18 protein-coding genes are annotated in these 20,275 nt (G+C 50.7%); 10 read left to right on the top strand and 8 right to left on the bottom strand.

The window, feature by feature from the left end:
- Positions 1-505: 505 nt before the first annotated feature.
- The 3 genes from TH61_RS06320 to TH61_RS06310 are packed head-to-tail and all read left to right on the top strand — an operon-like array spanning position 506 to position 6,319.
- Complete coding sequence (locus TH61_RS06320) at positions 506-3,565, top strand: SusC/RagA family TonB-linked outer membrane protein (protein ID WP_197464109.1); 3,060 nt, start codon at positions 506-508, stop codon at positions 3,563-3,565.
- Positions 3,566-3,584: 19 nt separating this feature from the next.
- Positions 3,585-5,054 (top strand): SusD/RagB family nutrient-binding outer membrane lipoprotein, encoded by a 1,470-nt coding sequence (locus TH61_RS06315; RefSeq protein WP_082780313.1) that lies wholly within the window; start codon positions 3,585-3,587, stop codon positions 5,052-5,054.
- A 29-nt stretch (positions 5,055-5,083) separates the two neighbouring features.
- Positions 5,084-6,319: a hypothetical protein gene (locus TH61_RS06310; RefSeq protein ID WP_066507351.1), complete on the top strand. Its 1,236-nt coding sequence runs from the start codon at positions 5,084-5,086 to the stop codon at positions 6,317-6,319.
- Between the two features lie 155 nt (positions 6,320-6,474).
- Here TH61_RS06310 and fumC read toward each other — a convergent pair whose 3' ends face one another.
- Together fumC and TH61_RS06300 are read right to left on the bottom strand one after the other, a co-directional pair.
- Complete coding sequence (gene fumC, locus TH61_RS06305) at positions 6,475-7,872, bottom strand: class II fumarate hydratase (protein WP_066507349.1); 1,398 nt, start codon at positions 7,870-7,872, stop codon at positions 6,475-6,477.
- A 144-nt stretch (positions 7,873-8,016) separates the two neighbouring features.
- The gene (locus TH61_RS06300) at positions 8,017-9,552 is read right to left on the bottom strand and encodes a glycoside hydrolase family 10 protein (protein WP_082780312.1); all 1,536 of its coding nucleotides are present in this window, start codon (positions 9,550-9,552) and stop codon (positions 8,017-8,019) included.
- Between the two features lie 249 nt (positions 9,553-9,801).
- Here TH61_RS06300 and TH61_RS06295 point away from each other — a divergent pair, with 249 nt between their 5' ends.
- Positions 9,802-10,674 (top strand): DNA/RNA non-specific endonuclease, encoded by an 873-nt coding sequence (locus tag TH61_RS06295; protein WP_066507343.1) that lies wholly within the window; start codon positions 9,802-9,804, stop codon positions 10,672-10,674.
- Between the two features lie 66 nt (positions 10,675-10,740).
- Positions 10,741-11,130 carry a nuclease A inhibitor family protein gene (locus tag TH61_RS06290; protein WP_197464108.1) on the top strand — a complete coding sequence of 130 codons (390 nt, stop codon included), beginning with the start codon at positions 10,741-10,743 and terminating at the stop codon, positions 11,128-11,130.
- 26 nt (positions 11,131-11,156) lie between these two features.
- On the opposite strand, the gene TH61_RS18115 is transcribed toward TH61_RS06290, so the two are convergent.
- Positions 11,157-11,321 carry a hypothetical protein gene (locus tag TH61_RS18115; RefSeq protein WP_157600607.1) on the bottom strand — a complete coding sequence of 55 codons (165 nt, stop codon included), beginning with the start codon at positions 11,319-11,321 and terminating at the stop codon, positions 11,157-11,159.
- A gap of 544 nt (positions 11,322-11,865) precedes the next feature.
- Between TH61_RS18115 and TH61_RS06285 the strand changes: the two genes are divergently transcribed.
- From TH61_RS06285 to TH61_RS06275, 3 genes are all read left to right on the top strand, one after another.
- Positions 11,866-12,480 (top strand): hypothetical protein, encoded by a 615-nt coding sequence (locus TH61_RS06285; RefSeq protein WP_066507337.1) that lies wholly within the window; start codon positions 11,866-11,868, stop codon positions 12,478-12,480.
- 191 nt (positions 12,481-12,671) lie between these two features.
- Positions 12,672-12,989: a co-chaperone YbbN gene (locus tag TH61_RS06280; RefSeq protein ID WP_066507335.1), complete on the top strand. Its 318-nt coding sequence runs from the start codon at positions 12,672-12,674 to the stop codon at positions 12,987-12,989.
- A 7-nt stretch (positions 12,990-12,996) separates the two neighbouring features.
- Positions 12,997-13,239, top strand: a complete 243-nt coding sequence (locus tag TH61_RS06275; protein WP_066507333.1) for a hypothetical protein — start codon at positions 12,997-12,999, stop codon at positions 13,237-13,239.
- Between the two features lie 261 nt (positions 13,240-13,500).
- On the opposite strand, the gene TH61_RS06270 is transcribed toward TH61_RS06275, so the two are convergent.
- From TH61_RS06270 to TH61_RS06250, 5 genes are all read right to left on the bottom strand, one after another.
- Positions 13,501-14,139, bottom strand: a complete 639-nt coding sequence (locus TH61_RS06270; protein ID WP_066507331.1) for a TetR/AcrR family transcriptional regulator — start codon at positions 14,137-14,139, stop codon at positions 13,501-13,503.
- A gap of 146 nt (positions 14,140-14,285) precedes the next feature.
- Complete coding sequence (locus TH61_RS06265) at positions 14,286-15,695, bottom strand: hypothetical protein (protein ID WP_157600605.1); 1,410 nt, start codon at positions 15,693-15,695, stop codon at positions 14,286-14,288.
- Between the two features lie 36 nt (positions 15,696-15,731).
- On the bottom strand, positions 15,732-16,400 hold the full coding sequence (locus TH61_RS06260) for a carotenoid biosynthesis protein (protein ID WP_066507326.1): 669 nt from the start codon (positions 16,398-16,400) through the stop codon (positions 15,732-15,734).
- Complete coding sequence (crtD, locus tag TH61_RS06255) at positions 16,397-17,884, bottom strand: 1-hydroxycarotenoid 3,4-desaturase CrtD (protein ID WP_066507323.1); 1,488 nt, start codon at positions 17,882-17,884, stop codon at positions 16,397-16,399. Before crtD ends, TH61_RS06260 begins: the two co-directional genes overlap by 4 nt.
- Before the next feature lie 131 nt (positions 17,885-18,015).
- Complete coding sequence (locus TH61_RS06250) at positions 18,016-18,456, bottom strand: hypothetical protein (RefSeq protein WP_066507320.1); 441 nt, start codon at positions 18,454-18,456, stop codon at positions 18,016-18,018.
- A gap of 127 nt (positions 18,457-18,583) precedes the next feature.
- On the opposite strand from TH61_RS06250, the gene TH61_RS06245 reads away from it, so the two are divergent.
- Entirely contained in the window at positions 18,584-19,243 is a 660-nt protein-coding gene (locus TH61_RS06245; protein ID WP_066507318.1) for a hypothetical protein, read from the top strand.
- 291 nt (positions 19,244-19,534) lie between these two features.
- Complete coding sequence (locus TH61_RS06240) at positions 19,535-20,212, top strand: hypothetical protein (protein WP_066507317.1); 678 nt, start codon at positions 19,535-19,537, stop codon at positions 20,210-20,212.
- Positions 20,213-20,275: the final 63 nt, after the last annotated feature.

Raw genomic sequence — 20,275 nt, 5'->3', positions numbered from 1 at the left:
TAGCACCGTGAGGCCCCTAAAGACATCTAAGGATCTTAGTCTTACAGGGCCGGTGGGCTTAGAGGATGTTATAGGTGGGATTTCAAGGGAGCTAGTAGAGGCAGGCACGGGACGAGGGAAAAATATGAGTATGGATGAGTATGTTATTGCCGGTCAGGTATTTAAATGAAATGTCTTAGCTCTTATTAAATAGCTGTGACACTAGGAATACAAAATACGGTCTAATGTCTCTTTCCTAAATTATTAGTCTTTTGAGATGCGTGCAGAGTGCTCATAAAGAGTAATTGCTCAAGTAAGTAATTAATAAAATTTTAAAAGTCGGTCAAATGTTTAACAATGATTTAAGGAAATCATAAATTTGGGAGTGTGTGTCTAAATTTTTAGCAGTTCTCTGTTTGAAAACATACCTTAAGTTTTTCTCACTTATATCTTTTCTTAGTCCCCTTAACCAATTTTTCCCCAATTATTTTCTATGAAGATAGCGTTACGGCTTATGTTGTTTGCTATGAGTTTCCTCATAGTGCAATCAAGTTTTGCCCAGAGCAAAACCATTACCGGGAGGGTTACCTCCTCAGATGACGGCACGGCCCTGCCAGGAGTAAGTGTGGTGGTCAAAGGGACTGCCAACGGTGCCTCTACAGACGGAGATGGTAAATACACCATCCAGGCTGCCCCGGGCAGCGTGCTGGTCTATACGTTCATTGGCATGCTCTCTCAGGAGCGTACCGTGGGTGTGGACAATACCATTGACGTGGTGCTAAAATCAGACGCCAAAGCTTTGGAAGAAGTAGTGGTAACTGGTTTTAACATTGCCCAGGAGCAGAAATCCATCAACTACGCGGTGCAGTCTGTTTCTGGCAAAGCGCTGGAAGAAACCAGACAGCAGAATGTGGTGAATGCCCTACAAGGCAAAGTGGCCGGGGTGAACATCATCAGTTCTGGTGGCGGAGCCGGTGAGGGTGCCAGCATTGTGATTAGAGGGGGTTCTTCTATTGACGGGGATAACCAGCCGCTATTTGTGATTGACGGTATTCCGGTAGACAACTCCTCTTTCCAAGAGTCAACGGCTCCTGGGGCTGGTAGTGGTTTCAACGGTTTATTAGGCCGCTCAGTGGGTTCTTCTAACCGGGCTGGTGACTTGAATCCAGATGACATTGCCTCTATCACAGTCTTGAAAGGACCAGCCGCCGCTGCTTTGTACGGTCTGCGTGCCGGTAACGGCGCCGTGATTATCACCACTAAGAAAGGTGTGGCGGGTCAGACCTCTGTTTCTTACAATGCCATGTTCTCCTTTGACCAGGTAAACAGATTGCCAGAGGTACAGAGTGTGTACAAGCAAGGCACCAACGGCGTGTATGATCCTACCACCCGCAGATCATGGGGGCCTAAATTCCTGGAGGGCGAGCCTGTGTATGACAACATTGGAGAGTTCTTCCAAACGGGTTTCAAGATGAACCACAGCCTGAGTGTGTCTGGCGGTTCTGAGAAGACCAACTTCTATATCTCGGCTAACCACTTAGACCAAGGTGGGGTGGTGCCTGAGACAGAATATGAGAAGAACTCTGTACGCGTGGCTGGTACTTCTAAATTCAATGACTACTTATCCTTTGACGGTTCTGCCAACTACTTACAGACCAGTGGCAAAAGAGCTTTGCAAGGCCCGGGCCTTTTTGGCGGTACCGGTGGTTTCCTGGTGAGTATCTTCAACTGGCCTTTAAATGATAACATGGCCGACTGGCAAAACCCGGACGGTTCGCGCCGTAGATTGCTGGAAAGCGTAACCGGTGACATTGACAACCCTTACTTCACGGTTAACAAAAACCCGCAGACAGATAGAGTAGAGCGCATGATTGGCAACGTAGGCGTGACCATTGACCCTACAGACTGGCTGAAAATCAACTACCGCTTAGGTTCTGATGTGTACACAGAGCGTACTGAGAGCGTGCGCTCACCAGGTACCTCGCTTATCAACAACCAGCAAGGTGGTTTGGCCGTGACGGTGAACCAGTTCCAGCAGTACACCTCTAACTTTGTAGTGACCGCAGACAAAGACATCACCGAGAAAATTGGCGTGGGTCTTGTATTGGGTAACACCGTAGAGCAGACAGAAACCAAAGGCGTAGATTATTTGGGATTGATTTTTCAGAACCCAGACTTTGTGGGCTTGAACAACACCACTAACCGTAGCGTGATTCAGAGAAACTCCCTGCGCAGGTTGATTGGGGCGTTTGGCCGCGTAAGCTTTGACTATGATAACTTCCTGTTCTTAGAACTACAGGGCCGTAACGACTGGTCTTCTACCCTGCCGGTGAAAAACCGTTCGTTTGCGTATGGTTCTGCCAGCTTGGGCTACGTGTTCACAGAGCACCTGCCCTTGGGCTCTAGCTCTTTCTTGAAGTTTGGTAAGTTCAACGTTTCTTACGCCCAGGTAGGAAAAGATTCGCCACCGTACCGCGTGTCTTCGCCGTTGACCAACAACACCTTCTTAGGTGGCGGCTTTAGAAACAACTTCTTTGGCGGTAACCCAGAGCTGAAACCAGAGACCAAAGCATCTTTTGAGACGGGTCTTGACTTCAACTTCTCCAAGAACAACCTGCGCTTCAACGTTACTTATTACCAAGACAGGACCATTGATCAGATCATTGCCCCACGTTTGAGCCAGGCTTCTGGTTTCATTCTGCAATACATCAATGGCGGTACGGTAGAGAACCGTGGTGTGGAAGCCATCTTGTCAGGGACTGCCATTCAGAAAGGTGATTTTGCCTGGGACGTAGTAGCCAACTTTGCCCGTAACAGAAGCGAAGTGATTTCTATCCCGTTCCCATTAACCGAGATCTACCAGTCAGATTCATGGATTGTGCCGTTTGCCAGAGGTTCTGTTTTCCAGGGAAGCTCTTTGAGTGCCTTAGGCGCCATGCAGTATGAGCGTGCCCCAGACGGCCAGATGATCATCAGCTCAACGGGCTACCCAACATTTGTAGACCAGAAGTTCACCTATGCCGGTGACCGTGCCCCAGACTTTACGTTGCAAATCACCAACACTTTCAATTACAAAAACATGTCGTTGTCTTTCTTGGCAGACATTAGAAAAGGTGGTGTGGTAGTGAACGGAAACGAGGCTACGCTGGTAAGCAGCGGCTTAAGCAACCGTACCCTGGACAGATACAAGAAAGCGGTATTCCCGGGCGTAGTGGCCGTGACCGGCGCTGACGGAAAAGTAACCTATGTGCCTAACACCAGAGAAGTAGAATTGACAGAAAGCTACTACCGCAACATTATGTCTGTGGTAGGCTCTGACTTTATTGAAGACGCCTCTTGGGTGAGACTGCGCTACGTGACATTTGCCTATAGCCTGCCTACCAAGTTGTTTGGCAAGATTCCTTTCAAAAACGTGGAGCTGAACGCCACAGGACGCAACCTCCTTCTTTTGACCAAATACTCTGGCTCTGACCCAGAGACTGCGGCAGCCGGTTCTGGCGTGCGTGGTGGTGGTTCTGGCGGATTTGACTACGGTAGCGTGCCCGGAACGAAAGGTGTTGACTTAGGAATTAAGCTATCATTCTAGATTATTGAGAACTCAGATCATGAAGAAATTTATAATAGGATTTTGCGCAGTGGTAGGCATGTCGCTTACCTCTTGTGACAGTTATTTGAATGTAAATGACGATCCAAACAACCCTGTTGACACTACCCCCAATTACCTGTTGCCCAGCATTATTGGCAACGGTTTGCAGGTTCAGTTGTTGACAGAGTTGCGCGTTGGGCAGATTACCCAGAACGTGGCGGGCAGAACAGCCAATATTACCACAGACCAGTATTACTTTACGCCAAGCAACTCTACCTCTACCTTCAACAATACTTATTACCTGGTGGGTAGTAACATTGGGCCGATGATAGAGACAGCGCAGGCCGAAGGCTCTCCGTATTATGTGGGCGCTGGTAAAACCATGCAAGCCATCATCATGGCGCACCTCACAGACATGCTGGGAGACGTGCCCTACACAGAGGCTTGGAAGGGCTACACCAACATTGCCCCTAAGTATGACCCGCAACAGGAAATCTACACCACCATCTTCAAGTTGTTGGATGAGGCAGAGGCAGAGTTCTCCAAGCCAGCCACAGAGAACAAGCGTCCTTTCTACACGGCTACCCCGGTAAGCGGCGATATCCTGTACCAGGGAGATGTGGCCAAATGGATTAAACTGATCAACTCCATTAGAGCGCGCCAGTTAAACCACTTGACCAAGAAAGCCAATTACAGTGCAGATGCGGTGTTAGCGGCCATTGACAAAGGCATTAAGAACAATGCAGATGACGCTACCATTGGCTACAGACAACCTACCAGCGTAGAGTCCAGCACCACCAGCATCTTTGGTCCAACCAGAGGTAACATGGGGTCTTATACCTTCGGGAGAATGTTTGTGAACTACTTGAACGGGACCACTCTTTTAGGTGATGCCACCGCAGCAGATGATCCACGCTTCGCCATCATCTCCCCTACCTTGAGCAACGGTGCCATACCAGGAGCCGGTCAGACGGCGGCGCCGGCTGTGACAGATTTCTATGGCGGCTGGTATTCTACAGACAACAGCCCGTTCCCGTTGGTGACTAACTCTGAGATGCGCTTTATTGAAGCAGAGGCTGCCTTCCGGAAGAATGACAAAAGCCGCGCCTTTACAGCCTACAAAGCCGGGATTACCGCGCACATGACCAAGCTGGGAGTGGCTGCGGCGGCTCAAACTGCATATATGGCTAGTGCGGCCGTGGCGCAGAGTGAGGCCACCTTGACCCTGAAGAACATCATGGAGCAGAAGTACATTGCCATGTTCCTGAACCCAGAGTCTTGGTCAGACATGCGCCGCTTTGACTTTGATCCAGCCATTTATCCAGAGTTTGTGGTGCCTACAGGTGTGAACCCTAACCTAGGTGGAAAGATGGTGCGCAGACTGCCTCCAGCGCAGACAGAAACCCAGTACAACCCCGCCGAAGTTGCCAGAATGGGCTGGGGCGCTCCAGACTATGTGACCCTTCCGGTGTGGTGGGATCAGCAGTAAGCAACGTCAAACGCATTTAATTCAAAGACATGAAACGCATTTTAAATAAATATCTGGCTTTGCCGGTTCTTGCCTTGGTGGGCTTGACCGCTGTCTCTTGTGAAGAGGACTATGAGCCCCAATATCAAATCACCGAAGACTCCTTCCAGCTATTACAGGCTACGGGTACGTTGCCAGTGGCTGCAAAATATGCCGCCGGGGAAACCGTGAAAATGGAGTTGGTGTACAACAAGTCTGACATCAAGGAGATAGTACTTCTTCAGAAGATTGATACCCAGGACTCTACTGTAGTGAAAACTATTCCGGCACAGGGGGCTTACTCTGTTAGAAAGAAGGCAGACACGCTGGTAGTAGAGTACGTGGTGCCTGCTTTGGCAAACAAAGCAACGGTGCGGCTAGACGCCAAAGGTGTTGGTTTCAACAACAGCACCAAGACCAGAAGCGTGAGTTTTAGAGTAGCCGAAGCCATGCCAACTATCAGAATCAAAAGCGTGAGCAACCGTACCGCTACGGCCCAGTATGGTAATGCAGCCAATGATGTGATCCGGTATGAATTGGTCTTAAACGAAGGCGGCGTGACCTCGGTGACCGCAACTACGCCTGCCACCGCCATTCTGTACAAAGACTTGGACAGCTTGAACGTGTATGCTAAAGTAGGCGCAGCCGCTGAAACCCGCGTGCAACGAATTGCCTTGACTAAGTCTGGTGCGGCTTTAACCAGAAACGTAGACGTGACGGTTCCTGCCAGCTCTGCCGGCCAGGAAGTGATTTTCCGTTTCGAGGCGAAGTCAGTGTCTCCTAAGTTAGCAGCCTCTGTGAGCTCTGCGCCAGTTACGCCTAGTGCGGCAACAGCCTTTACGGGAACCAGCACGGCTACCATTGGTTTGAACGGTGATGCCAATGCAGCGTCTTTCAACTTTGTGGCCAGAACCAACGCAGGGACTGATGTCATCGCTAACAAGGACATCACCGTAACTAGCGTGGCCGGAAACAAGGTGGCTGTGAAGGCAGAAAATACCACAGCCTTTGTGAAGTCCACTGCCGCCGCTTATACGTCAGCTACTTTCTCTAGCGTGCGTCAGGCGTATTACGCAGGTGCCAATGCCGTGCCTACTGCCGTGGTGACCTCCATTGCCGACCTGTTGGTAGGTGACGTCTACATTGCCAAACTGGTGGGTACAGACAACTATGTCATCTTCAAAGTGACGGCTATTAATCGCACAGAAACAGGTGCCACCGTTACCATGGATTACAAGTATCTGTAGTTCTAAACCAATAAGCACTAAAACCACAAAGGCCGCCTTGTTACAGGGCGGCCTTTGTTTTTATTTGATTTTCACATCGCAAAAAAGCCCTTCCGCTTGTGAGCAGAAGGGCTTTCGTTTTTGGCCTGTTTTTGCCAAAAGAGGCCAAAAACGGCTTATCCTTTCAATGATCCAATCATGTCTTCTGGTCTCACCCACTCCGTGAACTGCTCATCTGTTAACAGACCCAAGTCCAAAGCGGCCTGACGAAGGGTAGTGCCTTCTTTGTGGGCTTTCTTGGCAATCTTGGCGGCGTTGTCATACCCTACGTGCGGGTTCAAAGCAGTTACCAGCATCAGAGAGTTCTCCAGCTGGCGCTTGATCACCTCGTAGTTCGGCTCAATGCCCACGGCGCAGTGCTTGTCAAAAGAATCACAGGCATCACCTAATAAACGGGCGCTCATCAATAGGTTGAAGATCATCACCGGCTTGAACACGTTCAGCTCAAAGTGACCGTTCATGCCGCCCACCGAGATGGCCACGTCATTGCCAATCACCTGCGCGCAGACCATAGTCATGGCCTCGGCCTGGGTTGGGTTTACTTTGCCCGGCATGATAGAAGAACCCGGCTCATTTTCTGGGATGATGATTTCACCAATACCTGAACGTGGTCCAGAGGCCAGCAAACGAATGTCATTGGCAATCTTCATCAAGCTCACGGCAATCTGCTTCAAGGCACCAGAGGTTTCCACAATGGCGTCATGGGCGGCCAAAGACTCAAACTTGTTCTCAGCGGTTTTCAAGGGCAAGCCAGAGAACTCAGAGATTTTCTTTGCTACTAATTCAGCGTAGCCTTGCGGGGTATTCAAACCAGTTCCTACGGCAGAACCGCCCAAGGCTAGTTCGCTGAGGTGGTCTAGGGTATTTCTAAGGGCGCGCATGCCGTGGTCCAGCTGCGACACGTAACCCGACAACTCTTGGCCCAGCGTCAACGGCGTGGCATCCATTAAGTGCGTACGGCCAATCTTTACCACGTTCATGTACTCCTGTGACTTGGCATGCAGCGTGTCGCGCAGCTTCTGAATCATAGGCAGGGTGTGCTCAGCCACAATTCTGTAGCCGGCAATGTGCATGGCCGTCGGGAAAGTGTCATTAGAGGACTGGGACTTGTTCACGTCATCATTCGGGTGAATCTGCTTTTTCTCGTCCATCAGGTCGCCGCCCAGCAATACGTGTGCGCGGTTGGCCACCACTTCGTTCACGTTCATGTTGCTCTGCGTGCCAGAACCGGTCTGCCACACCACCAGCGGGAACTGGTCGGCTAAGTCACCAGCCAAGATTTCATCGCATACGCGGCCAATGATTTCGGCTTTGTCCTGAGATAGAACGCCTAGTTCAGCGTTGGTGTAAGCGGCGGCCTTCTTCAGGATGGCGAAGGCTTCAATCACCTCGGTGGGCATCAACTGGCCGCCAATGGTGAAGTTTTCTTTAGAGCGTTGCGTCTGGGCGCCCCAGTATTTATCTGCGGGTACCTCTACCGGACCCATGGTGTCTTTCTCTATGCGTATGCTCATGTCTTATAAGAATAAAGTGAATACTGTAGATGCCTCAAAACTACGCAATAATTATAAAAAGCGCGCGCGATTGAAGACTTCCGTTTTTGGCTTATTTTCTGGAAAACAGCCCAAAAACGGCTGATAGAACTTCCTCTGTTGCCTTTACTTTCGCTTGGCTTTCACCGTTTCTGAGGGCCTGCTTTCATTGTGCAACCGGTCCACAGCCGTGACTAGGTAGGTATAGCGCTGGCCAGAAACCGCGGATTGGTCCAGATAAGCAGGCCCGCCATGGTGGATTCTCAAGATGTGCGCCGGGTTTTCCACGTCAATATCTGTGCCTTTGGGCGTGCGGTACACCACATAATAGCGAGCCATCTCCCCGTCTGGCGCTTTGGCCGGTGCTTTCCAGGCCAAATGGATGCCGTCTAGCGTGGAGGTAGCTTTTAGTTCTGTAGGGGCCAGCGGGGCCACATCATCCAGCCAAGGCATGGCAGGCACCAGCGCGGGGTATTTGTAGAAGTCTTTTCTGAGCGTGTCCTGCACGCCCAATGGGTTGCTCATGACAGACTTGGAGCTGAAGAACACGCTCCCCTGCACGTTGGGCGTCTGGCGGTTGAGGCGCAGCTGGTTGCCGGTCTCCAAAGGGTTGTACCATTCTTTGACCCGGGCGTCTGTGTTCACGCGGTAGGTACCTTGACCAATGTAGAGATGCTTCCCGAAGTTGTTTTTGCTCCACCAGTCCAGCAGCTTGGCGTAGTCTGCCACTTGGTAGCCGATGTTGAAATACAGCTGCGGCACGTTGTAGTCAATCCAGCCTTTCTCCAGCCAGCCCCTGATGTCGGCGTAGAGTTGGCCGTAGTTGGTGAGGCCGTTGGTGTCTGAGCCTCGCGGGTCTTCCTTCTTGTTTCGCCAGATGCCAAACGGACTGATGCCAAACTTGACATGGGGCTTGACCGCTTTGATGCTGTCAGACAAGACGCGTATCACCTCGTCTACGTTATGGCGGCGCCAATCATCCTTGTTGACAAAACCGGCACCGTATTGAGCGAAGTCGTCGTCGTCTGGGAACGTGTCTCTGGTGGGGTATGGGTAGAAATAGTCGTCAAAGTGAATGGCGTCTACGTCATAGCGCTGCACCACGTCCAGGATGATGCCCACAATGTATTCGCGTACTTCGGGCAGGCCGGGCTTAAAGTATTTCTTGCCGGCGTAGGTGACAAACCACTCGGGCCGGGTCTTGGTGATGTGGTTGGGCGCGATGTTGGCGCTGATGGTGTCATGGATGGCCCGATACGGATTGAACCAGGCATGAAACTCCATGCCCCGCTTGTGCGCCTCCTCTATCTGGAACGCCAACGGGTCATACGGCGGATTGGGGGCCTCGCCCTGCTTACCCGACAGCCAGTGTGACCACAGCTCCCTGCTGCTGCGGTAGAGCGCGTCTGTGGTGGGCCGTACCTGTACCACCAGGGCGTTGATGCCGTTTTTCTGGTGCTCGTCTAGAATGTACCTGAACTCCTCCATCTGCGTAACCGGCGAAAGCCCTTGCTGGCTGGGCCAGTCAATGTTGGACACGGTGGCAATCCAGACGCCCCTGAACTCGCGTTTGGGAGCTATTTGGGCGTGCAGTTGAAAGGAATAGAACCAACAAAAAATGACGATGAAGAGCAGCGATTGGGGACGGGGAAAGAAAAGCATAAGCTAAAAGGAAGTAAGCAGCAAAGCAGGCAAGTAACCGCCTTTTTAGGTTTCTTCCAACCTTTCTTTCACGCCATTTCGTTTTTGGCCTACTTTCCAGAAAAGAGGGCAAAAACGAAAATCCTAGAAGAAGGTTTTAGGGAAATCGATTGCCAAAAAAATAATATAGGGTTTGGCTATATTTTGTTTTGTATTAGACGGTTAGGGCTTATATTTCTAGAACTTTCAACCAACCCCAAACCCCTATCCATGAAAAAATTTTATCGTCCGTTGGTACTGGCTTTGCTGGTAGGCTTTAGTGTGTCTTGTTCTACAGAAGACGTAGAGCCCAATCAATCCCCCAGTGTGACTGGGACTGAAGATGCTACCGCCACCAAAGACTCACACCTGACTATGGGCAATCCCAGCAGTGCAGGCACCAGCTACAGCAATTACCTGGTGAGCAAATCACAGTACGTGATGTCCTACAACAGCTACCGCGGCACGCCCAACTGGGTAAGCTGGCATTTGAGCAGCGCTTGGGTAGGCAGCACGCCGCGCCAGGATGACTTTAGGGCAGACACGTCATTGCCAGCGGCTTTCTACAAAGTAACGTCTTCTGACTACACCGGAAGCGGCTTTGACCGGGGCCATAACTGCCCTTCTGCTGACCGCACCTTGACCGTGACGGATAACTCGGCCACGTTCTTGATGTCAAACATGATTCCGCAGGCGGGTCCTAACAACCAACAGACTTGGGCGGGCTTGGAGAACTACTGCCGTACCTTGATCAACGCCGGAAACGAGCTTTACATCATCATGGGCAGCTACGGCGTGGGCGGAACCGGCAGCGCTGGTTACAAAGAAACCATTGCCGGCGGCAAAGTGACCGTGCCTAACCGCATCTGGAAGGTGATTGTGGTATTGCCTAACGGTACCGGTGACGCCGCCCGCGTGACTACCAGCACCCGCGTGATTGCCGTGAACACCCCCAACACCACCAGCATCAGCAGCACATGGGGCTCTTACCGCACCACGGTAGACGCCATTGAAGCCGCTACGGGCTATAACATCTTGTCTAACGTGTCCTCAACGGTGCAGGCCACCATTGAGTCACGGGTAGATTCTGGTCCAACGCAATAAGTTTATCTCATTTGCGGGGCTACTTTTCTTGACCGGGAAAGTGGCCCCGCTTTTTTTATGGTGTCTATGTCTACTTTATACCAAGAACTAGAGCAGCTGAGCCAGGGCCTGTTGTTCATCAGTGAGAGTGAATACCCGCTAGAGCCGTTTACTTTGCCCGCGGGCGCCACGGCGCAAGACGCAAGTGGCTTTCTGCAGGCGTTGGGGCAGTCAGGGCAGCCCGTAGAGGAAGTGACCTTGGCGCATTTCTTCCGGAACATGGTAAGAACCTCAGAAGGAGATGCTGTGCAGCAGGAGAATGCCCAGAAGTTTACGGCCTTGCAGCAGTGGCTGGAAAAAAACCTGCAAGACGTAAAGGTATATAGGATTGGGCAGACCCAAGTGCAAGCCTACGTGGTAGGCAAGGCGACAGACCAAACTTGGATGGGCGTGAAAACCACCTTGATTGAAACCTAAGCGCCGTAATGCCAGCTCAGCAGAACTTACTTTTTGTTAGAGATGATGTAGGCCAAGCCTCCTGAGACCATCACGGTAAGCAAGGGAACCCATTCTATTCTACCGGTGGTATAGTAGGTGATGCCCAAAGAAATGAACGCCAGCACGGCGGCTACCGTGAAGAGAATGGAGATGGCCCATCTGTTTTTCATGAACAGGAGATGTGGATGAGGTGATTATTCAAAGATACCTAAGGGTCTACCAAAATTACCTTTCCTGCTGTAAAAGCCAAGGCCGGCTTCCAAATTTTCACATCCCTCCTTCTTCTTGCAAGCAGCTATCGTTTTTGGCCTGTTTTGGCCAAAAACGATAGCCTAAAATCGAAGTCATGCTTTTTCGGGCATCGGCTTTGTGCCCGCTTTCCTCTTTTTACCAACGTTAACTTTTCTCCCTGCCAGCTTGTAAGAAAGCCTGGATCTTAGCTACTAATGGATATGTGCTGGGGCCGCCGCTAGGTTGGCTTTCAACGCAGCTGTTATCTGTAGGCGGTGAAAAGCTAGAGATAGAGTAAATTTTAACGTTGTGTGTGGAAAGCCCGGCGCAAAAAGCGTCGGGGTTTTTTTATGTCCTTCGTTTTTGGGCTGTTTTCCAGGAATCAGGGCAAAAACAGAATCTCGGCAAACACGTTACGTTGTGAATGAACAACTTGCATCCCATCTTTGTCTCAAAGGGAGTCTCTAGCAATCTAACAACCAAATGGTGAACATCTACAAGCGGGTATTGGCAGTAGGGCTGTTGGGGCTGATGTGTGCTTGTACAGATACCCCCAGGCCCGAGATTCCGCCCGGCAGCGTCTCTGACCATAAACGCCCGGCTGCCTCCGCGGTAGATTCTGAGCAGTTAAACGCCTTGGCCACGGCCGTAGGAGACTCCATTGTGCATCTAGTGGAAGGTTCTTTCTTGCAGTTAGCCGAAAGCCAGCCCCGCGCGCAGGCCCTCTTTGTGGCCCAGCCAGACAAATTGCCGGCCGTTCAAGAGCTGTTGCAGCGCTACCATGCCCAGCTAGAAAGAAAGCCTTTCAACAAGAAGGAGGAAAAGCAATGGAAACGGCCTTTCTCTTTGTTCGCTAAGACACCTAATGCCCAAGCCAAAATCAAAGAAACCACTGCTTTCTTGGTGTATCAAAAGCCCATCCAGGTCAAGCGGCGTAACTGTGCCAGCTGTGAAGAACCCAGCCTTCTCAACTTCATGGCCACCGACTTGGACCAATTGCGCGTGTTCTCTGCCCAAGGCAAACCCGAAGGCTATGAGATTGGTACCATCATAGGCTTGTGGGTCATTCATTTCCCTAAACAGGGTTTTCAACAGTAACCCACGCTAGACCAAGGCCAGCGGTATACTCCAAGTGACCTCAATTGCAGGCAAGGCATAGCATAACCAAACTTTCTGTGGTAATTTTGCGTTTTGAAGGCGATTTTATACAAAATGCTTTTAAACATTAGGCAGGCCTGTTGGTTTGCTCAAAGACAAAACGTATCCATTTTAAATTTTCTATCCAAGATATGGCTATCATCCAAGCAAGTGACGCTGATTTTAAGAACGTGCTAGAAAGCAATGAGCGCGTGGTGGTAAAGTATTACGCCGACTGGTGCGGTAACTGCCGCCTGTTCACTCCCAAATTTAAGCGCATGGCCGCTAATGAAGAGTTTGCCGGTGTTTCTTTTGTTGACGTGAACGCAGAGACTAGCCCAGAGGCCCGCAAGCTGGCCGGGGTGACCAACCTGCCGTTCTTCGCGGTGTTCAAGAACGGTGAACTAGTTGAAGGCTCTGCCACCAGCAAAGAAGAGTACGTGTTAGAGATGGTTCGTAAAATAGCTTAACAAGAACATGAAGATACCTGCTATTAAACAACTGGTAGAGACGCAGACCATTGACAGCCTGCGCGCCGCCGAAGAGCAATTGCTAAACGAAGAAAACCCTGCCTTTGAGATTGTTGGCGAAGACGAGGGCGAAAAACTTACCCACGTGTTTGGCGCCATCTACATCCTCAACCACATGGAGGACAACGGTTCTGATTTTAAAACCGCTTTAAGAGAGTTCACTCAAAAGGTGAGAGTCTCCATCAACTAAGAGATAAAACACTTACTTATCCACAGCAAAAAGCCTGTCCTCTAAACGGACAGGCTTTTTGTTTTTCTGATTGATTGGAAGCAAAACTGCTGTTTCTGGCTTATCAATGAGAATATCCGTTTTTGGGCTATTTCTCAGAAAGCAGGCTAAAAACGAGACTAAATGTAAAAGTGGGACTAGCTTTTTAGATTTTAAGTATCCAACCCACCTCCATGTTAAGCCTGTGGATAACTTAAGCTAAAAGTGCGCTAAAGCTGCGGGTTAGTTGATTTGTTCAGCGTGAAGGTTAACCTCAGAGAGTAAGTTTTCTAAGGAGAGATTCCCTTTGTCCGTGGATAAGCCTCTTAGGTAATATTTGAAGATGCCCCTGAAGACCTCTGTAGGATTATAGCGATTGCTGGGAAACAGGTTCTGGTTTAACAGCATGTTTACCTGCTCTAATAGCACCTTGGTGACAATCTCAATGTTCAGGTCGGGCCGAAGGTATTTATGCTCTATGCACTTGTTGAGCAAATCATAGAACATGTAATAGGAGTGAATTTGCACATGGCGTAGGTATAGCATCCAGACGCGCGGGTAGAGGTATTGGATCTGGATGAAGAAGTTGGGATTGATCTGCTGCAGCTGTAGAATATGGTGCCGGATCATGAGCACCAGCTCAGCTAAGGGATGATGACTCTGGGCTTGTAGCGAAGTCTGTTCTGCCGTGTGCTCTGTCAAATACAGCTCCACTGCCTGCCGTATGAAATCCTCTTTGTCCACGAAAGAAAGCTGAAACTCCTCAGGACTCAACCCGAACTCGCGCAGGATACTGCGTTGAGAGATTTCTTTGATGCCGTTGGCACAAAAAAACCGCATGGCGTGTCGTAAAAGCTCTTCTTTGCTTCGGGAGTGCTGCATATCCTAGAAGTTGGGCTTAAACAAAAATAACCCTTTCTCTTAGAATAGCAAATAAATATATATGTTTTCTACTATGTTGAATTGGGTAATTATTTAGCAGAAAGTAGCTTTTAGGTCAAACCGTAGGTACCTGATAGACTTCGTTCTTATTTCCTTTTGAATAGTTGCATGTAAACCTGGCCTTGGCGCACTTCTTTTACTACTGTCCAATCATCAGAGGCCAACGCCTCCAGTTCCTGGTCTGTGAAGTCGTTGAACACATTGGAGTACAAGATATAAGATTGTCGGGTTAGGTCTTTGTTGGCCAGGGTACGTGTATCATTGGTCAAATCAGTGCTTGCCAAAGAGGCTAGATTAGGGAAGTCTGTACCTACCTGCTGCCAGGGAATGCGCTGCTGGTCTAAATAAGTGAGCATCTCTTTCTTCAACTCATAATAAGGCAAGTGCGCCAGCGTGGCATCCCAGCCTTTGGCCACCCGCTGTGGATAAACCCAGAAATGCCCACTTAGCAGGGAGGCAACCAACAGCCCCACCACAGAAAAACGAACGGGTTTGCTTTGTACCTCCAGAAGCAGCCTGGCCGTCAACAGCCCCAGAAACACGTAGACAACTAGCCAATACCGGTGAGCGATAGGATTAGTAAACCACACCAAAACCATGCTTACCGTAAGCAGCGGCACCAACAAAAGGAGAATCAGTTCCTTGACTTCTTTGGAAAGGTGCTTTCTGCCTTGCCACAATAGCACAAACACTGTCAGCCATAGCAGGACCCGTCCAAAGTCTAGGAGGCGCCAAATGATCAATCCTATGTTTCTAGCGAAGCCCATAGGGTCCACCACCGCGGCATATGCTCCCCAGTCAGAGGACCGGTTAAAGCCTATCCACCCAAACTCCTGGTAATGCAGAGCCAGCCATCCCCCTAGCATCAATCCTGCGGGCAAGTACCTTTTCAGTAAGCGCACCAGGTAGTCAGCCGTGAAACTCCCCTGATAGAGCCTGTGGATAACCAGGTTAGTCAGAAACAAGGAAACCGCCATAATCTGCCCTCTAGGGCTGAGCAACACTAAGAATACCAGAGCAATAGCCAGCAGGACATTGTTCTTTTTGAGAAGTGAATTAAGGGCCAGCAGGTACAGAAAGACCAATACACTATCTGGCGCCATCTGAGAACTCTGGGCTAGCAGCGTAGGATCCAGAAAGACTAATAATAACCCAACCAGTAGCCAGGATTTGGGCAGATAGCGCTTGGCCAGTAAATAGACTTGCCAAACGGTTCCCAGCAGTAGTGGGAGCATCAAGAAGTGACTGACGGGAAGGGTCTTCCCGAAGAGCTTCCACCCGGCGGCCAGATACATGCCAAACAAGGGTGGATAGCCAGCTATCTCCTGCGGGACAAAGACTGTGGAAAAGTTAGTGGTGTAGTACCATTGGCCGTAAGTAGAGCCCAGCAGAATGCTGTCCCAGAAGAAGCCGTTGTGCCGTAGCCACCACGTAAGCAGCAAGGCCAAGACCCAGAACGGGAGGACAACAGGAAGGGCTTCTCTTAGCGTTTTCAACAACAGGACAGTCTAAACCCGAAGGTACCAATTGTTTCAGATAACCAGCCACAGGCCCAGGAAAAACAGCACCTGCACCACAAATACCCACGGCGCCATGGGATTGTCTTTCCTGAAATCGGCTTTATGAAAGTAGACCTGCAACAGCAGCGCCACCCCAAACCAGCCCAGGAAATTAGAGAACGGAATCTGGTTCTGGTGCCAGGACCAAAAGTCAAACCGAACGGCTACCGGCTCAATCAGCACATCCAGGCTTACCATGAGTAGCGCGCCTAAAAATGCCCGTACCAGCCAATGAGAAATCCAGCGCTGCACCAAATGCCCCGAACTGTACACCAGCATCAGCCAGTTCAATCCTATCAACAGCGGAATATGATCCACTTTAAACCCCAGTGCTGCCCCGTAGCTGTACTCACCAAATAAAAGGCCAGTATGAACGCCAATCCATTCAAACAGAAAACCAGCAGCCCAGGCAGTAAAGGCAAACAGAAAGAAAGACCTTGTCCAGCCCCGGTGGAAAAGAAACAGAATGGTGTTGGTTAAGAGTAGGTTGAACGGCACCAAGGCTTGGAACCAAGGCTCATGGGCGCTAAAACCCAATCCCCAGAACCCCACCGCATAGAACAGGAACAATACTCCAATTCCCAATGGGAGAAAGCGTTCCCTGAAATCTTTGGAAGACGTGGAGATAAGCGTTGAAATCATGATGACACGAGATTTGAAGAAGCCGGGGCCAGATCACCCACAATCTTAGCCGATAGCAGGCACAGCGGTATGCCGCCGCCCGGATGGACGCTGCCGCCCACAAAGTAAAGCCCCTTTATTTTTGAAGTGAAATTGGGATGCCGCAGGAAAGCCGCCATTTTATTGTTAGAGCTGCTGCCGTACAAAGCGCCCGCAAACGACGAGGTATCGGCTTCAATCCCCACAGGCGTCCAAACGCGTTCTGTGGTGATCAAAGGCTCTATCTCTACGCCCAGTGCCTTGCTCACTTTCTGCAAGACCGCCTGTCTGGTGTATGTGGATAAGTCCTCCCAATCCTGGCCCTCGTTGTGCGGCACGTTCACCATCACAAACCAGTTTTCATGACCAGCGGGCGCGTCTGAGGGTGTGTATTTAGAGGTGATGTTTACATAGACCGTTGGGTCTGGGCTCACGGTTTTCTGCTTAAAGATGTGCGCAAACTCCTTTTGGTAATCCCCGCTGAAGAAGATGTTGTGCAAGTCCAGCTGTGGAAAACTGCGCGAAATACCCCAATAGAAAATCAAGGCACTGCTGCTGCGCGGCTGCTTCAACGTAGTTTCAGGGGCGGGCTGCGTGGGCAGCAGTTTCCTGTAAGTGGGCATGATGTCCATGTTGCTGACCACCACCTCCGCTGGATATGTAGCCTTCGCCGTTCTCACCCCTATGGCTTGTTGGCCTTCCACCAGAATCTCCTGCACCGGTTCCTGGTACTTAAACGTCACACCCAGCTCCTCCGCCAACTTTACCAAACTCTGGGCAATGGCATAGATGCCGCCCTCGGGGTAAAACGCGCCGATGTTGAATTCCAGGTGCGGAATGAGGTTCAAGGTGCCGGGGGCCTGATACGGGTCTGAGCCGTTGTAGGTGGCGTAGCGGTCCAGGAGTTGCACCAGGCGCGCATCTGTGAAGGCCTTGGCGTTGGCGGCGTGCATGGTGGTCATGAGGCCCAGCTCGGGTAGAGCCGGCAAAGTTTTCAACACGTCTGGGCTCAGGAAAGTACTCAGCTTGTGCAGCGACTTGTGCAGGAAGGTGGCCTCGGTGGCATGGTACAGGCGGGCTACTTTCTTGAGGTGCGCCAGTACTTTCTCTTGCGGCACTTGCAGCTTGTTCTCTACTTCTTGGGCAAAGTGCTGGGTGTTGGCATGGGCGGTCAAGCGGGTGTCGTCTGGCCAGAAGTACTCGGTGACTACGGGTAGGCGCTGGTAGTTGAAATAGTCCTTCGGGTTACGGCCGGCCAGGGTGAAGAGCTCATCTACCAAATGCGGAAGCGTGAACAAGGATGGGCCGGCATCAAAGCGGTAGCCGCCGGGCAAGGTGAACTGCGTCATCTTGCCGCCAAAGCTGGCGTTGGCCTCCAGCACAGTCACGTCATAGCCTTTCACGGCCAGCCGTATAGACGCAGCAATGCCCCCAATCCCAGAACCAATGATGACCGCTTTTGCCATGTTGCCAATCTACGCAGTTTCCCGCTTTTTGTGGGCATAACCCTTGCCGGCTTCAGAATGTTTTGCGGCAAGCTGGTGCTGGTCATTCGCTTTTGGGTTGTTTTCCAGAAAATAGGCTAAAAACGCATTACCTACGCTTTCCCGAAGAGCCGCTGGTACACCGGTCCGCGCAGGGCAAACTGGGCGTACAGCACAGGGTAGACCAGGTAATCCAGCACCCTGTTCTTCGTCCTGAACTCAATCAAGTCATGGATGATGCTGTAAGTGCCGTGATGCGTGATGAGGTGTTGGTGCCGCCAGTAGGTGAGCGGGGCGGGTAGTTCCTGGCCTTCGTCTACAAACCAAGCTTCTTGGTCGGTAATGTGCCGTTCGGTGATAAGGCTGGTCCAGCGTCTTTTTACAGGGCCTACCTGCAATTCAATCTCTACCCTGTCGCCCGGAAAGCTTCCGTCAAACCTGAGCACTTTCATTTTGGGGAACGCCGGGGCCAAGGCGGTGAACAAGTCCAAGTTGAACTGGTCTAGCACGGATAGGTAGTCTTGAGCGACGCGGGTTTGCAGAGAAATTTTCAAGGATATAGGGTTTTCTGTATGTATAACTGTCTACATGGTATTAAGTTGAGAATCCTTTTGTTATTTTTAATTAACCTTTGTGGTTTTCATCTTATTAAGCATCACATTCCTAACCTTTTAACCCTTTATGAAAACAAAACATTTACTAGCAGCCATGGCCCTTCTGTTCCTGAGCGTGACCGGCATGGCCCAAAACAGAGAAATCTACACCAATCCTGCCTTCTCCACCTTGGCCAAAGAGCACAAGACCCTGGCCATTCTGCCTTTTCAAGCTACCATCGGTCTTCGTCCTAACCAAATGAAGGCCATGACGCCGGAGCGCATGAAGGAAATGGAGAAGAACGAAGGCCTGGCCGTACAAAGCGCCCTGCAAACGTATTTCTTAAAAGAGCAAGGCAAAGACGACTTTACCGTTTCGTTCCAGGATGCCAACACCACTAACGCCCTTTTGTTGAAGAATAACATCACTGCTGAGAACATTAAAACGTTCACGCCTGCTGAGCTTTCTAAGGTTCTGGGCGTAGACGGCGTGATTATGGGCACGTTCACCACAGACAAGCCTATGTCTGACGGTGCTTCATTGGCCTTGGGCTTAGCCGTGGGTTTCTACGGAGCTACCAACTCTGGCAAGACCACCATCAACATCTATGACGGTTCTACCGGTGACCTGCTTTGGAAGTATGAAAAGAGCCTGGCCCGCGGCCTGGGCAGCGACACCAGCACCATCATCACAACCATCATGCGCAAAGCGTCTAGACAATTCCCGTATTCAAAGATCAAGTCATAAGGAACAGTCCTTTTGCACCAAGGCCGGGCCTGCTGGAGATCTCTGGCAGGCGCGGTCCGTTTTTAGGCTGTTTTCTGGAAATCAGGCCAAAAACGCTTGCTCCTTTCTTAAATCTTTTAGCCAGCGGTGCATAGGGGTAAAGGCAGGTTTACCCATCTATTTATACGTAGGCAACCATTCTCCTCCCCCACGCATCTTGCCTATACCCAGACCAAGAAAAGCCTTTGAAGAATCCCCAGTCTTTAAGGTTGGATGGTCTATCTCTTGTTACTATTTAAGCAAACCCATACTATGAAACCGAAGCATTTTTTCTTGGTGGCAGTAGTGGCCGCCGCCTGCAGTCTCCAGAGCTGTAGCCCATCTGTGTACACCAATCCATCTTTTACGGCGGTGGCCAAGCAGCACAAGACCATTGCCATCCTGCCCTTTGATGTGAAAATAGGCCTTCGGCCGAATGAGATGCGGGACCTCAGCGAGGAGCGTCATTATGAACTAGAACGCCAGCACGGGCGTGCCATCCAAGGGGCTTTGCAAGTACACTTCTTGCAGACCATCAACAAGAAAAGGGAAAAGGTAAAAGTGCAAGACATTGCCACCACCAACGCCATCTTGCTGGAGCAAGACATCCAGCCCGAGGAACTGACCAAGTACACACCTGCTGAGCTGGCGCAAATGCTGGGTGTAGACGCCGTCATGATGGGCTCCCTTACCACTGATAAGCCCTTCTCTAACGGAGTGGCCGCTGCCATGGCCATCTATGAGCTGTTGGCTACCCCCAACATATCCTTGGGCGCTCCTACCAACACCGGCATTACGGTCATGAAGATTTATGACGGCGCCACCGGAAGTCTGCTTTGGAACTACGAGAAAGCCCTGGAACGCTACCTGGGCAGTGACACCAACACCATCACCAAAGCCATCACCCGCAAGGCCGCCAAAAGAATCCCCTACGGCAAGTTGAAGGTGTAATGAAACGTGAATGTAGAACGCAGAAGCCCCGCCCATTTCTACTGGACGGGGCTTCTGCGTTTT

It is taken from the genome of Rufibacter sp. DG15C (genome assembly GCF_001577755.1).
Taxonomy (GTDB): Bacteria; Bacteroidota; Bacteroidia; order Cytophagales; family Hymenobacteraceae; genus Nibribacter.
Note: the sequence above shows the minus strand (reverse complement) of the source record. Positions and strands in the feature narration are given on the sequence as shown.

Coding starts and splice junctions, on each gene's coding strand:
- TH61_RS06315 (WP_082780313.1), top strand. CDS start 3,585: ATGAAGAAATTTATAATAGGATTTTGCGCAGTGGTAGGCATGTCGCTT.
- TH61_RS06285 (WP_066507337.1), top strand. CDS start 11,866: ATGGTGAACATCTACAAGCGGGTATTGGCAGTAGGGCTGTTGGGGCTG.
- TH61_RS06245 (WP_066507318.1), top strand. CDS start 18,584: ATGAAAACAAAACATTTACTAGCAGCCATGGCCCTTCTGTTCCTGAGC.
- TH61_RS18115 (WP_157600607.1), bottom strand. CDS start 11,321: ATGAAAAACAGATGGGCCATCTCCATTCTCTTCACGGTAGCCGCCGTG.
- fumC (WP_066507349.1), bottom strand. CDS start 7,872: ATGAGCATACGCATAGAGAAAGACACCATGGGTCCGGTAGAGGTACCC.
- TH61_RS06310 (WP_066507351.1), top strand. CDS start 5,084: ATGAAACGCATTTTAAATAAATATCTGGCTTTGCCGGTTCTTGCCTTG.
- crtD (WP_066507323.1), bottom strand. CDS start 17,884: ATGGCAAAAGCGGTCATCATTGGTTCTGGGATTGGGGGCATTGCTGCG.
- TH61_RS06270 (WP_066507331.1), bottom strand. CDS start 14,139: ATGCAGCACTCCCGAAGCAAAGAAGAGCTTTTACGACACGCCATGCGG.
- TH61_RS06280 (WP_066507335.1), top strand. CDS start 12,672: ATGGCTATCATCCAAGCAAGTGACGCTGATTTTAAGAACGTGCTAGAA.
- TH61_RS06275 (WP_066507333.1), top strand. CDS start 12,997: ATGAAGATACCTGCTATTAAACAACTGGTAGAGACGCAGACCATTGAC.
- TH61_RS06320 (WP_197464109.1), top strand. CDS start 506: ATGAGTTTCCTCATAGTGCAATCAAGTTTTGCCCAGAGCAAAACCATT.
- TH61_RS06295 (WP_066507343.1), top strand. CDS start 9,802: ATGAAAAAATTTTATCGTCCGTTGGTACTGGCTTTGCTGGTAGGCTTT.
- TH61_RS06290 (WP_197464108.1), top strand. CDS start 10,741: ATGTCTACTTTATACCAAGAACTAGAGCAGCTGAGCCAGGGCCTGTTG.
- TH61_RS06300 (WP_082780312.1), bottom strand. CDS start 9,552: ATGCTTTTCTTTCCCCGTCCCCAATCGCTGCTCTTCATCGTCATTTTT.
- TH61_RS06260 (WP_066507326.1), bottom strand. CDS start 16,400: ATGATTTCAACGCTTATCTCCACGTCTTCCAAAGATTTCAGGGAACGC.
- TH61_RS06240 (WP_066507317.1), top strand. CDS start 19,535: ATGAAACCGAAGCATTTTTTCTTGGTGGCAGTAGTGGCCGCCGCCTGC.